The following is a 16,437-nucleotide window of genomic DNA, read 5'->3' on the forward strand; positions in this document are numbered from 1 at the left end:
TATTAGCTGTTAATTAAGCAGCGTTATCTTGTTTCGGGGACTCTATCTGCACACCTTTAAAACTTTCGGGTGCAAAACTGTCCACCGCAATCGCTTTTTTACGCAATTCATCCGCTCTAAGTATTTGTTGCGCTTCAACTTCAGTTATTAACCCCTGCTCTTGTGCTTTGGCAATAACCTCATCAAATGGTACTCGTTTAGGCAACTTACCTGACTTTTGCGCACCATGAATTTTAAGCTCAATAGCCTGGCATTGGCTCATGGCAATAAAAGCAGCTTCAACTACGCCAATTGCATCATTTTCATCTTTACCCATGTAACACAAGTTAGTAATACGATCTCTTGTGTCACCAGTTTTTAATAATGAGCGACAAACTTGACGCGCTAAAATATCGTTTGGCCCTCTCGCACTAACACCATAAGGGAATATGATGCGTTTTAATGCGTGCGCTAACCAACGAGGTCTAAAGTTGTCAAAATAACCTTGGAAAGCAACTTCAGCTTTTTGCAAACAAGTTCGTACTGCGTAATGCACAAATGGTAAATCGGAAACTTGTCGACCATCTGCTTCATAACGTTTTAACACTGCTGAGGCCATATATAATTGGCTTAAAACATCGCCCAAACGTGCAGAAATCATTTCTTTACGTTTTAACGCACCACCTAAAATTAGCATTGATACGTCAGTGCTCAAGGCTAAACCCGCACTCAAACGATTCATTTGTTTGTAGTATTGAGCTGTTTCCCCAGCAACTGGCGACTCTGAAAATTTACACAAGGTTAATCCATTAAATAATGCAGAGCCTAGGTTACGCATGGTGAAGCCAACATGTTTAACCAACAAAGCGTCAAAGTCTTTTAAACCTTGATTAAAATCAGGGTTTGCCCCGGCTTCCATTTCTTTAAAAACATACGGATGACAACGAGTTGCACCTTGGCCGAAGATCATTAAATTACGCGTAAGTATATTGGCGCCTTCTACCGTTATCGCCACTGGTATACCCCAAAATATATGGCCTAAATAATTTTTAGGTCCCATTTGAATAGCTTTACCCGCTTGAATATCCATAGCGTCATTAACAATTTGACGACCTAACTCTGTCATGTGGTACTTAGAAATTGCTGTTACCACAGACGGACTATAACCTGAATCAAGCGCAGATGTGGTAAATCGTCTCGCCGCTTCAACCATGTAGCATGAACCACCAATACGTGCTAACGCTTCTTGCACCCCTTCAAATTTACCAATAGACAAACCAAATTGTTTACGTACGTATGAATATGCTGATGTTGTTTTTGTGCACAAGTGGCCAATTGCCGCAGCTAACGCAGGTAAAGAAATACCTCGACCTGCTGACAAACATTCAACTAGCATGCGCCAACCTTTACCTGCATATTCAGGGCCACCAATAACCCAATCAATTGGAATAAATACATCTTGCCCATAAGTTGTGCCATTCATAAAAGCCAAGCCCATAGGTAAATGTCTATCGCCAATTTCTACACCTGGATGGTCGGTTGGAATTAACGCACAAGTAATACCTATATCTTCTTTATCGCCTAATAAATTATCTGGATCATAAAGCTTAAAGGCTAAACCTAACACGGTCGCAACTGGCGCCAAAGTAATATAACGTTTGTTCCAAGTAACTCTAATACCTAAGGTTTCTTTGCCTTCAAATTCTTGTTTACACACAATGCCTTTGTCCGGAATCGCGCCAGCATCAGAGCCAGCTTCTGGGCCGGTTAATGCAAAACATGGCACTTCTGTGCCATTGGCAAGCCCTGGCAACCAGCGATCTTTTTGTTCTTGAGTGCCATAATGTGTAAGCAACTCACCAGGGCCCAAGCTATTTGGCACCATAACGGTAACAGCAGTACTGATACTGCGAGTGGCAATTTTAGTCACTATCGTAGAATTAGCTGTGGCAGAAAAAGCCAAACCACCATATTCTTTGGGGATTATCATGGCAAAAAAGCCATTTTGTTTTAGGTAATTCCATACATCTTCTGGTAAATCTTTGGTTTCATGCACTATTGAAAAGTCATCCAACATACCCAATAAAGTTTCTAATTGGTTGTCGATAAATGACTGTTCTTCTTCGGTTAATTTACCATCAGGATATTGATGGAGTTTTTGCCAATCTGGCTTACCTGAGAAAATTTCACCATCCCACCAGATATCACCCGCTTCCATCGCTTCTTTTTCTGTGGTCGACATAGGTGGTAATATTTTTTTAAACACCTTAAAAATGGGTTTGGTCACCCACTTTTGCCTAAACTCAGCAACGCCAAGTACAACGGCGCAAGCAATTAATAGAATAATTAAAATACTCATAATGACCCCCCAATTTGGTCGGTGGTAAATTGGTTTGGCGTAAAGCCCTGTTGGTTAGTTAATCCTGCAGCCACGTATGGCACAACTTTTTGTACTATCGTTTTGGTAGAAGCTTGTTCAAAAAAATCTGACATAGCTATCTCTTCCAGCGCACCACTCGAACTCATAACAAATACCAAAGAGCCGAGTGAAAAGTGCAAACGCCAAAATAGTTCTTGTTTAGTTAGTTTAGGTAAGGCCTGTGAAAACAGCTCAATAATTTGCGCTAAAACCTCACCGTATTCATTAACAATAAATTTACGCAAATGCCCCTGGGTTTCAGAGTAGCCACGACCTATCATGACAGTAAAATGTTTGGCACTTTGTTTACCGAGTTTATTTAGTTCAAATAAAGGTGGAACAAAGGCTTGAATAATAGCTTCAGTTGACACTTGGTTAGCTGCGACTTTGTCTAATTCCTGTTTGAGTATCGGCATAAAGATTTCAAGATATCTTGCTAATACAGCCTGAATAAGCGACTTTTTCGAGCCAAAATGATAATTAACCGATGCTAAATTGACATTAGCTTCGTTGGTGATTTGTCGTAAAGACGTGCTATTAAACCCCTGCTCTGCAAACAATTGCTCTGCAGCTTCAAGGATTTTTGTTTTGGTATTTGCTTTTGACACTTAAGCCCCACAAAATTTCAAACAACCGTTTAAAATTTATGTTTAAAACTTAGCAATGTCAAACGCTGTTTTAATTTTTTTAAGAATATTTAACTTTATTGGAACAAAACATAAATTGCTGGGTCTGAATAATTGCTAGTGAAAAATGTGCTCTTGTTTGCCCAGTCGCAATTAAACCTGCAACTGGGCTTTTTTATTTTTTAAATTCAATTAAATAAACCAACTTTTCAGCTATAATTTGTCCGTGAAATTAATTAATGATTATTTTTTATGGGATCGCTCTTAAAATACCGCCCAGCTATAGTTACCTTCATCATCTGCATGTGCATGTGCGCTATTACTGTGTGGATGTTGTTGATCAAGTCAGACAATACCATGGTTGCTCAAAGCAAAAGCGAAGCAACTAAAACAGTCCAACAAATACATAAACAAATTGAGCAACAAATATTTCTGTTTAACTGGTTGGCCAAACAATGGAACAGCTACGGACAACCTGAGCCCTTTTTGTGGCACCAACAAGCAAGGCATATAGTCGAGAGCTTAGATTATGTTCAAGCTGTTGAGTGGGCAGACAAACAAGGCGTGATACGCTGGATAGAACCCTTAATCGGCAATCAAAACGCTTATCAGCTCGACTTAAATACAATTCCGGTAATTAGCGAAAAAATCGCGCTTGCAGGTCAATCAGGCGACTGGGTTGCGGTCGCAAATTGGAAATTAGTCCAAGGTATTCGTGGTATTTTGTTTTATGTACCTATCGGCAAACAAGAGCAGCTACAAGGGTATATAATTGGTGTAGTTAAACAACAGAGTTTTTTCAATTCAGCTATTGAACTGACTAAATCGCACGGTTACTACGTAGAAGTATCGCTCAATGATGAAAAAGTATTTTCAAGCGCCAATAGTAACTTTGAATCTGTAGTCAATAAAACCCATCAAAGTCGAGTGGAATTTGCGTTAATGGGCGAAAATTGGTCACTTACTTTGTGGCCAACCCAAGAAAAAATTGAACAGCAGCATGATCCTATTTCAACTTATGTGTTTATTGTCGGTCTATTGATGAGTGGTTTACTCGCCACTTTAGTGCAAGTTATATATACCGCAAAACAGCTGAATCACAATTTAGCCAGCACAAATCAGAAATTAAACGCTGAAATGTCAGAGCGCGAACGCATTGAAAACGAAATGCTGACTATGGCCTGCCAAGACGAGTTAACTAACCTGAATAACCGCAATGCAATATACTGCCACATCAAAGAAAGGTTAAATCATAGCGCAAATCGAGATGTTGCACTTATCTTGATTGATTTAGATGCATTTCAGCAAGTAAATGATGTGGTTGGCCATAACATAGGCGACCAATTATTAAAGAAGGTTTCTGCAAGATTAAACAAAGTGATTGATAAACATTGTTATCTAGCACGAATTGGTGGAGATGAATTCGCCATATTCATTGATGATGTTGCAGCTGTCAGTGTAATTAATCGCCTTGCCCAAAAAATTCTCAAAGCAGTCGATACTAAATTTGTATTAGAACAATACGAATTTTATACCACTGCCAGTATTGGTTACGTATTAGCGAATGTAAACTCGGTTTCAGTCGATGATCTTATTCGTAAAGCTGATTCAGCATTAAACAAGGCAAAATCTCATGGTAAAAATACCGTACAAGCTTTTGATCAAAGTTTAGAAATTGCGATTATCCACAAAGTTAACTTGCTGAAGAAGTTAAATACGGCCTTTGAAAACCAAGCATTCGAACTTTATTATCAGCCTAAAATTGATTTACAAAGTGACAAAATCATAGGTGTGGAAGCGCTCATTCGATGGTACGACGAAGAAACAAAAAAATGGATCCCGCCGCATGAATTTATTCCATTGGCAGAAGAGTCTGGAATTATCGTTCCTTTGGGTGACTGGATAATTGAAGAAGCCTGTCGCCAGCTGGGTATTTGGCACAAATTAGGTTTTATCCAACTACATGTTGCAATCAACATTTCAGGTAAACAACTCAAACAACAACGTTTGTTTCAGCAGATAGTGAAAAACTATGAAGCACATGGTCTACGCCCGCACCATATCGAAATTGAACTGACTGAAGAAGTATTTATTGAGAACATTGAACGCAATGAAACCTTTATGCGCGCCTTAGTTGATCAAGGTATTTCTTTATCCATTGATGACTTTGGCATAGGTTATTCTTCACTTGCATATTTGCGTAACTTCCCGGTCGATACACTAAAAATCGATCGTTCATTTATCAAAGATTTACCAATCAATGATGATGACGTTGCTATAGTCAAAGCGATTTTAGACCTAGCTACTAACATGAACTTAAAAGTTGTCGCTGAAGGTGTCGAAAATAAAATGCAAATTAACTTTTTAAAAGAGCACAATTGCCAATATGCACAAGGTTTTTGGTATGCTAAGCCGCTTAGCCCATCAGAATTGACTGATAAGCTCATCCGCAATCATAATTGGATGTAATTAAGTTATTATGCAAACGCCCCAGTTAGTGACAGATTTTCGCGATCAGTTTCCGTTTTTTAGCCAAACTAAAGAATGTTACCTAGACAACGCTGCTACAACTCATATTTGCCAAGCAGCGTTAACTGCGATAAATCATTATTATCAGTATGAACACGCGACTGTGCATCGCTCTGCTCACAAAAGTGCCAAACAAAACACCAATAAATATGAGTTGTGCCGCCAAACTGTCGCCGACTATTTTCACCTTGCCGACAAAAAACAAGTTATCTGGACAAAAGGGGCAACTGAATGCGCCAATGTAATTGCTAAAGGCTTATGCAGTAATTATTTACAAGCTGGCGACCAAATACTCTTAGGTGCCGGCGAGCACCATGCACATCATGTCACTTGGCTAGAAATGGCCAAACAGTACCAGTTAGAGCTTAAATTTATTCCACTCGATCAAAACTTACAGTTAGACATTAATGCATTTACAAGTTTAATTTCAGCTAAAACCAAAGTTGTCGCCATAAGCCATGTCGCCAATTCAACCGGTATAATTCAGCCAGTTGAGACTATTAGCAAAATTTGCCAGCAGTTTGCCAATGTGCAATTGATTATTGATGGTTCGCAAGCGGTTTGCCATCAGCCGATAAATTTCAGCGAACTAGCAGCTGACTTTTACTTTTTTTCGGCGCATAAAATGTATGCTGGTACAGGTTTAGGTATTCTCTTAGGCCAACCACAAAGTTTATCTTTATTAACCGCCCCTTTATATGGCGGTGAAATGGTCAATAGAGTCAGCTATTCAGATATTCAGTATAATTCGTTGCCGCATTATTTAGAGGCCGGCACGCCGAACATTGCCGCAGTACATGCATTCGCTGCAACATTAAATTGGCTAAACAGCTGCAATTTACCCGCGTTATACAATTATCAACATGCTTTGGTGGAGCGCATTAAACTTAAGCTAAACAAACTAGCTTATGTAAATTTGATAGGAGATCAGCAAATATCTGCGGTGTCATTTACCATAGAAGGTATGCATCCAGCGGATGCAGCAGAACTTCTTGCACAGATGCAGGTAGCAATTCGCACCGGATTTCATTGTGCAATGCCTTTAGTCAGTCAAATTTCTGCGCAAGGCACCCTAAGAGTAAGCATTGCACCTTACAACACAGTTGAAGAGATTGACTACTTTGTTGAATGTATTGACAAATTAGCTGATTTTATCGACTAATTTAACCCTTTGGTTAGGAATTAATTTTGTTAGAAACACAGTTACAACAAGTTTTGCAGGCAAACAATTGGGAATCTCGCTATCGCTTTTTAATGAAGTTAGGCACAACTGATAACCTCCCCTTTGATGAAGCAGACAAGACAGAACACAACCTAGTTAGCGGCTGCGAAAGTCAAGTTTGGTTAGTGTGCAAACAGCTCGATGGTCAAACTATCATTCAAGCCAGTAGTGATTCAAAAATTGTCCGCGGTTTGCTGGTGATTATCTTGTCAGAAATAAGTCAACTTGGCATAGACAAATTTGAGCTGGCGGCGAGCTTAAACAAATATCACTTATCCAACCATTTATCTGAATCTAGAGCCAATGGTCTAAATCAGATCCATCAACACATTTTGCATAAAATCCAACAAAATAGTTAGCCAAGCCGCTTGGCTAGACTATACTTTGATTTAATAGCAATAACTTAGACAATCACTATGTGGCATCAGGTAGAAATTGACTTATCAGCACATCTCAGTGCCGAAGTAAAAATACTCGATAAACACAACATAAGTGGCGGCGATATTAGCCAAGCTTTTGTCATCAATACCACAGCTGGCGACTACTTTGTAAAAGTCAATCAACACGACTTTTACGAAAACTTTGCCTGTGAAGCCCTAGCCCTGAGTAAAATAGCCAAAACTGACTGTATTAAAACACCTAAAGTTGTCGTATTAAATACCAGTCATCTACATAGTTATTTAGTCTTGGAGTTTATAGATTTTCATCCATTCAAAATGGCCGATTGGCGGCAAGCCGGTATTCAACTCGCGCAATTACACCAACAAGATGTACAAGCGCAATATGGTTTTGACGCAAATAATTTCATCGGAAAAACCATTCAAAACAACCGCTGGCAAACGAACTGGTCTACTTTTTTTGCTGAACAACGCATTGGTTTTCAATTAGAATTATTACAAGAAAAAGGCATTTCGATTGGCGACATTGATGAAATTGTTGCAACAATTCACGGGTTATTAAAATCACGCAAACCGCCCGCGGCACTGCTACATGGCGATTTGTGGCAAGGCAATATTGGTTGTGCAGTAGAGCCGGTTTTATTCGATCCTGCTAGTTATTATGGTGATCCTGAAACAGATATTGCGATGACAGAACTATTCGGCAGATTCCCTGAAGAATTTTATGCAGGTTACCAATCGGTCGCGCCTTTAGACTCAGGTTATAACAAACGTAAACACATCTATAATTTTTACCATATCCTCAATCACGCCAACTTATTTGCTGGTAGTTATATCCAACAGAGTAAAGACTATTTACTGCAAATAGCACAAATGTAAATTTATACATACGAAATCTAAATCTTCACAGAAAAATATCTTAATAAAGATTTTTAAGTCGCATTTTTTTGACCTAACTTTAAATAAACAGGACAGCCAAATTTAATGTATTTGATGGAGGGTCAAATGGCTACTTACTTAATTGATAAGGCAACAGAATGCCCACACTGTGGTCACCATATTCACCTAATGTTAGATGATTCAAATGGTGACCAAGATTATTATGAAGATTGCCCAGCTTGCTGTAATGCTATTCATGTCTCTTTTCATTTGCATGAGTACGACAGTAATATGGACTTCAGCGTGGCAAACGAATAAATTAGATCACCTCTAACGCTTCAGACAATTGGCTAACACCAATGACTTGCATATCACCAATAGCTTGTTTAGGTGCATTTTGTTTTGGCACAATTGCCCGTTTAAAACCGTGTTTTGCCGCTTCTTTCAAGCGCTCAATACCGTTTTGAACTGGTCTAATTTCGCCAGAAAGGCCCACTTCACCAAATACCACTAAATCTTGCGCAAGAATTTGGTTTTTAAAGCTAGAGACTAAGGCGACCAATAAAGCTAAATCGGCGGCGGTTTCACTGACTTTGACACCACCAACTATATTTACAAACACGTCTTGGTCGCCCAAAGCTAAACCGCCATGCCTATGCAATACTGCTAACAATAATGCTAACCTGTTTTGTTCTAAACCAACGGTCACTCGCCTTGGGTTGGCTAACATTGAATGATCCGCTAATGCTTGGATCTCAACCATTAATGGCCTTGTTCCTTCCCAAATAACCATAACTAAAGAGCCAGCTGCGGGAATATCAGCTCTAGACAAAAATATCGCTGAAGGGTTTTTCACCTCTTTCATGCCCAATTCTGTCATGGCAAAAACACCTAGCTCATTGACAGCACCAAAACGGTTTTTGTGGCTGCGTAATGTTCGGTAGCGACTATCGGTTGAACCATCCAATAGTATCGAACAGTCAATACAATGCTCTAATACTTTAGGGCCAGCTAATGTGCCGTCTTTAGTGACGTGGCCGACCATAAAAATAGCGACGTGATTTTGTTTAGCATACCGAGTTAAAAAAGCCGCGGTTTCTCTAACTTGCGAAACACTGCCAGGTGCAGACTGAATATCAGTCATATGCATAACCTGAATTGAGTCGATAACCATAATCGCAGGCTTAATCTCGCTTGCCAATAAACAAATATTCTCAACATTAGTTTCCGATAACAGTTTGAGTTTGTCTTTTGGCAGTTTTAACCTATCAGCTCGCATTGCAACTTGTTGTAACGATTCTTCACCCGTTACATACAAAACTGTCATTTGCTGCGCTAAATGACACATAGTTTGCAATAACAAAGTACTTTTACCAGCCCCTGGCGAGCCACCAATCAATACAGCCGAACCTGGCACTATGCCACCACCTAAAACCCGGTCAAACTCTTGTAAGCCACTGGATATTCTAGGTAATTCTGTTAATTCAATCGATTCTAAGGTTTCAATTTTGGCAGTAACTTGCCCAGCGTAACCTGAAAATTTTGCAACACTTGGACTAGTTGATTTAGCGACTTTATATTCAGTGATGGTATTCCAAGACTTACATTCACTGCACTGCCCCATCCAGCGAGAAAAATCAGCGCCACATTCATTACACACCCAAGCAGTTTTAGATTTCGCCATAAAATTCATTTAACTTCAGATAATTTTCTGCAAGTTTATCAGGCTATAGCTATAGATAAAATTAATCCTTTCCTACATTTTCCAGTAATTTAGGTATAAACTTGTTTACAAGAATGACGATAACGATTTGTCACACAAGGTAAATACCTAATTTTTATGCCATAGATTTTGGACTCAATAATAAGCATGACAAAAAAAGATCCAACACTTGCTGAATTTGCATCAATCATAGAAAAGCTCAAACCGAGTGTAAAAGCTCCTGATTTTGATCAAGTATTGAATCTATTGGCGTCTGATATTCCTAAACCAAAACGATTTTTAATAAAAATGGAATTAAAGCGCCTAGCAACACCTTGTGCTCGTCGCATTGATCTGCGCGGAATAGTCGACGAAGAATGCACAGAATATGAGCACCAAGGCATAGTTCATTATTTAGATATGCATAGCATTGAACGCTTTGAAAAAGGTTTAGAAATTTATGGTTTGTATTCTAATGGCATATTCGAAGATATTAACGACCGCAGTCGTCAACAAAAGAAAAATCGCAATAGCAATCTAGACAGCGACTCAAGCAACAACTCCGAGAGTACGGCCGATAGTGGCGGCACAATAGCAAATTACCCAGCTGTAGCACTCAAATTTGGCGATCGGCAAATGCGTGAAGAAGAGCGCATGAATTACACTATGCAAATAGAAATTGAAGCAAGTGTAACTGACTTATTCAAAGCCGTAACTACAGATATATCCGTCAGCGGCTGTCGCTTAAAGTTACAGCGCAAATATCAAGTAACACCAGGTCAGTTGGTATACATACGTTTTCTCGGTTTAGAAAAAGAGTTTGCCTTAGGTTTAAAAGACAAAATTCAGTACAAAGTCATTAACGTTGAGCAAAAGCAGGGGTATATCTATCCGACTTGTGTTCGAACTTACGACGTTGAAACTCACTCATTTGACGAATTTCTAGCTAACTTTATTAATGGCAATAAGCGCAGATACAAGCTTAATTTAGATAATTCAGTAGATGCAGTGTTGATAAAAGGCTACGAACAATATTATCTGCCTCGCATCACCACATTACCTGTGTTTATTGCCCAACATGACAATGGTGCGCTCTACCCTACTATGATGCTGAGCAATGACCATAACAAAACCTTAGTCCGTAATTGGTTAGACGAAAATAACCAAATTTGTCTCAGTCAACTGCTAACTCACAAACGCATAACTGAGTTGTTAAATCAAACAAGTGCTGAAAAAGAAACCAGTTTTATGCCTTTACCCATGTCGCAAAAGGCCGTACCTATTTTTATTCAGCTTCAGCCGAAGAACTTGCCGCCGATGAAAATTTAAAACGGATATTTTTAGCCTTTGGCAGCAGCAAAAAAAATTGGATGGTCTACAAGGCTCAGATTAACAGCATAAATGTTGAAGATGCTTATTTACCAGCGACATTGCCGCCAACTCAAGAACATAAAGCGGTTAAAGACAAAAACCGACCTTCACCTCGAGTACTCAGCCATATATCTAAATTAAAGTACGTACTGGCGTTAACCCCAGTGGATGATGAAGATTCAAAAGCTTTGTATCAGCAAAACAATAGTTTTGAAATAAATGAAGTTAACGAACTCAAGGTTTTTGGTCACGCAAAAACAGATCCTATATTGCCTGTAGAAGATGTGGCATTTAAATACGTCAATTTGCGCTCGCAAACTCGCTATATATATAAAACAGCTGTAGTGTTATCTACTGAATATGTTGATAAAACCGGCATCACCAAAGACTTTTCAATTAACGGCATGCAAATAGAATGTCCAGAATCTATGAATGTCGAAAAATATGAAAAACTTAAAATTGAACTACCCGACTTACAGCAAATATCCAGCAAGTTTAAACTGAAAAATTTAGTTTACGAGGTCATGGGTTTCAATAAAGCTAAAACAATCATTAACCTTAGAGCTTTTGAAGAACGTGGCCAAGCGCATGTCGGCAAACAGTTTTTCGAACAGCTGATTGATAAAAATAAAGACAAACTGAAAGCGGCTTTTATGGGCAATGTGATCCCAGGTTTAGCCGAAGCCTTGCGTAACCTATATGTACGCGGACAAAATAACATTGGCTTTTTCATTCATAAACGTGGGATTCGCCACGAACTTAAAAATATTGGTTACACCAATGCGCATTCTAGCGCATTAAAACTTTTCGCAAGTGACAACGAAACGGGCTTCAACCTTTACCCATTATTAAGAAACAACTATTTAAATAGTTTTATCATTAATATGTTAAGGCGTTTGCAGCGCGATTCACTGCCTGTTTATCAAGACTTATTTGTTCGGGTTAGAGCACAAGAAACAAATGTAACAACACGTTTTGAAACCATTTTAGCTTCGGAAATGCGCAGTAATTCAGCCAGAAAAATCTTTATTCAAAAAGCCACCCAAAACAACGTATTGTTTTTTGCTTTACGGGTTTATTTATCTCGTACTGGTCGCCCTGATACTGATTACATAGCGCAAGAGTTAGCGTACGTAAGCCAATACGCAATTCATAAAGCGAAACAATTGGAAGAAGATTTGTGGTCAGTTACTGCGGTAGGCGACATTGTTGATATTACAGAAGAAACTATGTTGCGCTACGGCTTTAGCTATAACAAAGTTCAAGAGCAGTTAAACTCACGTAAATTACTCGGTTAATTATTAAGTCTAAAGCTAAGCAACATCGATTTTACTGGCTAAACCTAATTTAATTTGAGTTTCGTAAAAAGTATTTTGAATTAACACAGCATCATTACTTGCTCTGTGCCTTGCATCTTTACTGTTGGCAGCGAGTGCCTCTTTGGTATCGTGCCATATTTCCATTTGACGCTCAGTTAACAAGTTAACTATGCTGTCAATCTTGAACTTTTGTCTAACCTCTGCCTGCTCAAATAATTTGCCAACCCAGCTCGAATCATTTCCCCAAGCATCAGAATAAACAGTTTGCCCAACTAGTATGCTGTTGAGTTGATTCGCCACCCATTTAATATCTTTTCCGAATAACAGAACTTCTTGCAGAGAGATTTTGTGGGTATCTTCAGCTGTGCGCTGCCAATGCTGCCATGACTCATGCGGCTCGATTAATGTGCAAAAACGTCGGCCAGATGACAAAGCTAGCCCAACTTCGATTGGATAACTTCCTCGTCCAAAACCCGAAGCTTCAACATCAATAATGTTAGGTAAACTCAAGTTGCTCACAACCCCTCCTTTTCTTTGAGCATAGGACAAGTATGTCATTTTGCCAAAATTAACGCTGTTACCAATTGACTTAATTTAGTAACATTCGTTTCAAATCACAATGAAAACGTTGTACCCAGTTAAATATGGCAACAATTAAAGATATTGCAAATGCTGCAGGTGTATCACTTGCGACCGTTTCACGCGTTATAAACAATGGTCCAAAAGTTGGTGATGCCACTCGTGCTCGCATTAAAGAAATAATGAAAGAGATGGGTTACCGCCCAAATGCAAATGCACGAGCTTTGGTAACACAAAGAAATCCATCATTAGGTGTCGTATTAGCTGAGTTGTCCGATCCGTTTTTTGCGACCTTAGCGCACGGAATTGAAACTGTGGCTCGGCAAAAAGACATTCAAGTTTTATTAAGTTCAGGTTCTATTCAAGCAAAAACTGAAATGAAAGCTATTGATACTTTAATGGAGCACAGATGTGAAGCTATGGTAGTACATAGTAAAGCACTCAGTGACGAAGTTTTAGTTGATTATGCTAAAGAAATTCCGGGTTTTGTTTTAATTAACCGATATATAGAAGCAATTGCTGACCGTTGTGTCTGGCTAGATAACTATGCAGGCGGGGCAAGCATTGCAAAACACTTATTGAGTCTTGGTCATAAAAAAATCGCTATGATTAGCAGCCAGTATCAAATCGACGACCCGATACTTAGGTTAAAAGGTGTTGAAGATGAGTTGAACGCGGCCGGGATAACAATAGACAAAACAGCAATCGAGCTGGCGACACCAGATCAAGAAGGTGGTGAAACAGCTATGCAAAACCTGCTGAGTAAAGGCATTGAGTTTACCGCTGTAGTTGCTTACAACGATGCAATGGCTGCAGGCGCTATGTCAATGTTGTTAGATCACGGTATTCAAGTACCGTCAGAAGTGTCTGTAATTGGTTTTGATGATGTTATTTTGGCGCGCTACTGTCGGCCTAAATTAACTACATTAAAATATCCAATTGAGATGATGGGCATTAAAGCGGCTGAACTAGCCATTTCATTAGCTGCGAAAAAACAAATAGAAGATTCAGCTATTGTGACGCATAAATATACACCAACAATAGTAAAACGAGAGTCTGTTGCAATCGCCAATAAATAATATCGGCTAACTAAAAAGGGAGAGAAGCTAAGCCTTCTCTCCAAATAACAATACTTAAGCGTCGTTTAAGTATGTCAAACCAAGCTGGGATTAAAAGTTATTTGCAACTTAAGCAAATGCACCTTGCTCTGCACTACAAATAAAGATATCTGCGTTTAAACCAGTTTTGTTAAAGTAGTTTTCGGCTATTGTCGCTTTTACTGCGTCTGTTAAGTCTTTAGGTACAAGCGCAACAACACAACCACCAAAACCGCCACCAGTCATACGTACACCACCTTGCGTACCAATTACTTGGTCAACAATTTCAACTAAGTAGTCTATCTGACTTGTGGTTATTTCAAAATCATCGCGCATAGAAGCATGTGAACCTTTCATCAATTCACTTACTGTTGCGAATTCACCTGCATTTAATGCTGCCAACATATCTAATGTACGTTGGTTTTCAGTGATTACATGGTGTGCACGTTTATATTCAAGCTCAGATAACTTAGATTTATACTCTGTTAACTTAGCCATATCAGCACCACGCAATGTATCAACTTGCATTATTTTTGCTGCATTTTCACATTGTTGGCGACGTGTATTGTATTCACTATCAACTAAACCACGTTTTACATTTGAGTTTATAATCACAAGATCCAATGAAGTTGGCACGCTTGTGTATTGAATTTCAAGTGACTCACAGTCAAGCAACATGGCTTGATCTTTTTTGCCCATAGCTGAAATAAGCTGATCCATAATGCCACATGAACAACCAACAAATTCGTTTTCAGCTTCTTGACCCATTAATGCAGCTTTAATACCGTCTAAATCAAGTGAATTCAGTTGGCTAAATGCCTTTAAAATAGCGATTTCAAAAGAAGCCGATGAACTTAAACCTGCACCTTGTGGCACGTTACCTGAAACGACTAGGTTTGCACCTTTGATGTTTGGGTAAACTTTCGTAAGCGATAGCAACACACCACGAACATAATTACTCCAGCTATGCGCATCGTCATGTTTAATATCATCTAAGCTAAAGCTAATAACTTCTTTTTCCAAATCAGCTGCTAAAATGTGCACTTCTCTGTCATCACGTAAAGTACACGCAATGTCAGTTCCAAAATTAATTGCTGCAGGTAATACAAAACCGCCATTATAGTCAGTATGCTCACCTATTAAGTTTACTCGGCCTGGCGCATGAATAACTGCTTGAGGCTGGGCGTTAAAATTGTCTTGGTATAAACCTGTCACTAAATCTTGTCTACTCATGGTCAAACTCACTTATTTTTGTAATGCACTGGGCTAACATTTCTTAATCTGTCAGCAGCTTGTTCTGGGGTTAGGTCACGCTGAGCTTCTGCCATCATTTCATAACCAACCATAAATTTTCTTACCGTGGCTGAACGCAACAACGGCGGGAAGAAAGTTGCATGCAAAGTCCATTCTGGATGGTCGTCACTACCATCAAATGGTGCACCATGCCAGCCCATAGAATATGGGAAAGATGCATTAAACAAGTTGTCGTAACGAATAGTAATTTGGCTAAGAATATCTGCTAAAGAAGCTTTTTGACCTTGGTTCAACTCTGTCATACGAGAGACTGCAAATTTTGGCAATAACAAGGTTTCAAATGGCCAACCTGCCCAATAAGGTACAACAACAACCCAATCTGTATTTTCACAAACAATGCGTTCTTTTAATTCAAGTTCACGCTGCACGTAATCAGCAATCAGGTTACGGCCGTGTTGTTGGAAATACTCGGTAAAACGTTCACATTTTTTTGCAGGTAAAGTTGGAATATGTTGATGAGCCCAAATTTGTCCGTGTGGATGTGGATTTGAGCAACCCATCATAGCGCCTTTGTTTTCGAAAACTTGTACCCATTGGTAAGTTTGACCTAAATCGGCCGTTTGCTCTTGCCAGGTGTCAACAACCTTTTCAATATCAGAAATTTTCATCTCTGGTAGGGTTTTGCTGTGATCAGGCGAAAAACAAATTACTCGGCTACAACCAACTGTGGTTTCTTGTTTGAATAAGGCATCATCACTCGTAAATTCTGGAGATTCTGTTTTTAACGCGGCAAAGTCATTGGTAAATACAAAAGTACCTTCATACTTTGGATTTAATTCGCCTGTTATACGTTTGTTACCCGCACACAAATAACAACTTTCATCATAACTAGGCTTTTGCTCTTCATCTAAAACTTCAGATTGGCCTTGCCATGGACGCTTTGCTCTATGAGGAGAAACTAAAATCCACTCGCCAATCATAGGATTATAACGGCGATGCGGGTGTTCAGTTGGATCAAACTCAGTGGTCATACGTTTACCCTCTTTGTGTAATTTCATCTAAA

General features: G+C 39.1%; 14 protein-coding genes. 8 read left to right on the top strand and 6 right to left on the bottom strand.

Annotated features, from left to right (window positions below):
- Positions 1–13: 13 nt before the first annotated feature.
- Together ACMZOO_RS01610 and ACMZOO_RS01615 are read right to left on the bottom strand one after the other, a co-directional pair.
- A complete protein-coding gene (locus tag ACMZOO_RS01610; RefSeq protein ID WP_440904994.1) occupies positions 14–2,338 on the bottom strand; it encodes an acyl-CoA dehydrogenase in 2,325 nt (774 codons plus the stop codon).
- Positions 2,335–3,006 carry a TetR/AcrR family transcriptional regulator gene (locus ACMZOO_RS01615; protein ID WP_440904995.1) on the bottom strand — a complete coding sequence of 224 codons (672 nt, stop codon included), beginning with the start codon at positions 3,004–3,006 and terminating at the stop codon, positions 2,335–2,337. The genes ACMZOO_RS01610 and ACMZOO_RS01615 overlap by 4 nt, the downstream gene beginning before the upstream one ends.
- A gap of 327 nt (positions 3,007–3,333) precedes the next feature.
- Between ACMZOO_RS01615 and ACMZOO_RS01620 the strand changes: the two genes are divergently transcribed.
- From ACMZOO_RS01620 to ACMZOO_RS01640, 5 genes are all read left to right on the top strand, one after another.
- Complete coding sequence (locus tag ACMZOO_RS01620; protein ID WP_440904996.1) at positions 3,334–5,493, top strand: EAL domain-containing protein; 2,160 nt, start codon at positions 3,334–3,336, stop codon at positions 5,491–5,493.
- Between the two features lie 10 nt (positions 5,494–5,503).
- Positions 5,504–6,715 carry an aminotransferase class V-fold PLP-dependent enzyme gene (locus ACMZOO_RS01625; protein WP_440904998.1) on the top strand — a complete coding sequence of 404 codons (1,212 nt, stop codon included), beginning with the start codon at positions 5,504–5,506 and terminating at the stop codon, positions 6,713–6,715.
- Positions 6,716–6,741: 26 nt separating this feature from the next.
- Complete coding sequence (locus ACMZOO_RS01630; RefSeq protein WP_440904999.1) at positions 6,742–7,134, top strand: SufE family protein; 393 nt, start codon at positions 6,742–6,744, stop codon at positions 7,132–7,134.
- A 57-nt stretch (positions 7,135–7,191) separates the two neighbouring features.
- Entirely contained in the window at positions 7,192–8,052 is an 861-nt protein-coding gene (locus ACMZOO_RS01635; protein ID WP_440905000.1) for a fructosamine kinase family protein, read from the top strand.
- 126 nt (positions 8,053–8,178) lie between these two features.
- Positions 8,179–8,370: a CPXCG motif-containing cysteine-rich protein gene (locus tag ACMZOO_RS01640; protein WP_440905001.1), complete on the top strand. Its 192-nt coding sequence runs from the start codon at positions 8,179–8,181 to the stop codon at positions 8,368–8,370.
- Between the two features lies 1 nt (position 8,371).
- On the opposite strand, the gene radA is transcribed toward ACMZOO_RS01640, so the two are convergent.
- Positions 8,372–9,736 carry a DNA repair protein RadA gene (gene radA, locus ACMZOO_RS01645; RefSeq protein ID WP_440905003.1) on the bottom strand — a complete coding sequence of 455 codons (1,365 nt, stop codon included), beginning with the start codon at positions 9,734–9,736 and terminating at the stop codon, positions 8,372–8,374.
- A 186-nt stretch (positions 9,737–9,922) separates the two neighbouring features.
- Here radA and ACMZOO_RS01650 point away from each other — a divergent pair, with 186 nt between their 5' ends.
- Together ACMZOO_RS01650 and ACMZOO_RS01655 are read left to right on the top strand one after the other, a co-directional pair.
- Positions 9,923–11,083, top strand: coding sequence for a PilZ domain-containing protein (locus ACMZOO_RS01650; RefSeq protein WP_440905004.1), 1,161 nt, complete (start codon positions 9,923–9,925; stop codon positions 11,081–11,083).
- Between the two features lie 41 nt (positions 11,084–11,124).
- The gene (locus ACMZOO_RS01655) at positions 11,125–12,423 is read left to right on the top strand and encodes a hypothetical protein (RefSeq protein ID WP_440905006.1); all 1,299 of its coding nucleotides are present in this window, start codon (positions 11,125–11,127) and stop codon (positions 12,421–12,423) included.
- Between the two features lie 15 nt (positions 12,424–12,438).
- Here ACMZOO_RS01655 and ACMZOO_RS01660 read toward each other — a convergent pair whose 3' ends face one another.
- Complete coding sequence (locus tag ACMZOO_RS01660; protein WP_440905007.1) at positions 12,439–12,963, bottom strand: hypothetical protein; 525 nt, start codon at positions 12,961–12,963, stop codon at positions 12,439–12,441.
- 125 nt (positions 12,964–13,088) lie between these two features.
- On the opposite strand from ACMZOO_RS01660, the gene ACMZOO_RS01665 reads away from it, so the two are divergent.
- Complete coding sequence (locus tag ACMZOO_RS01665) at positions 13,089–14,102, top strand: substrate-binding domain-containing protein (protein WP_440905008.1); 1,014 nt, start codon at positions 13,089–13,091, stop codon at positions 14,100–14,102.
- A gap of 108 nt (positions 14,103–14,210) precedes the next feature.
- On the opposite strand, the gene galK is transcribed toward ACMZOO_RS01665, so the two are convergent.
- Complete coding sequence (gene galK / locus ACMZOO_RS01670) at positions 14,211–15,353, bottom strand: galactokinase (protein ID WP_440905009.1); 1,143 nt, start codon at positions 15,351–15,353, stop codon at positions 14,211–14,213.
- 8 nt (positions 15,354–15,361) lie between these two features.
- Positions 15,362–16,405, bottom strand: a complete 1,044-nt coding sequence (locus ACMZOO_RS01675) for a UDP-glucose--hexose-1-phosphate uridylyltransferase (RefSeq protein WP_440906323.1) — start codon at positions 16,403–16,405, stop codon at positions 15,362–15,364.
- Positions 16,406–16,437: the final 32 nt, after the last annotated feature.

Origin of the sequence: Catenovulum sp. SX2 (assembly GCF_052056295.1) — a bacterium.
Lineage (GTDB): Bacteria > Pseudomonadota > Gammaproteobacteria > Enterobacterales > Alteromonadaceae > Catenovulum.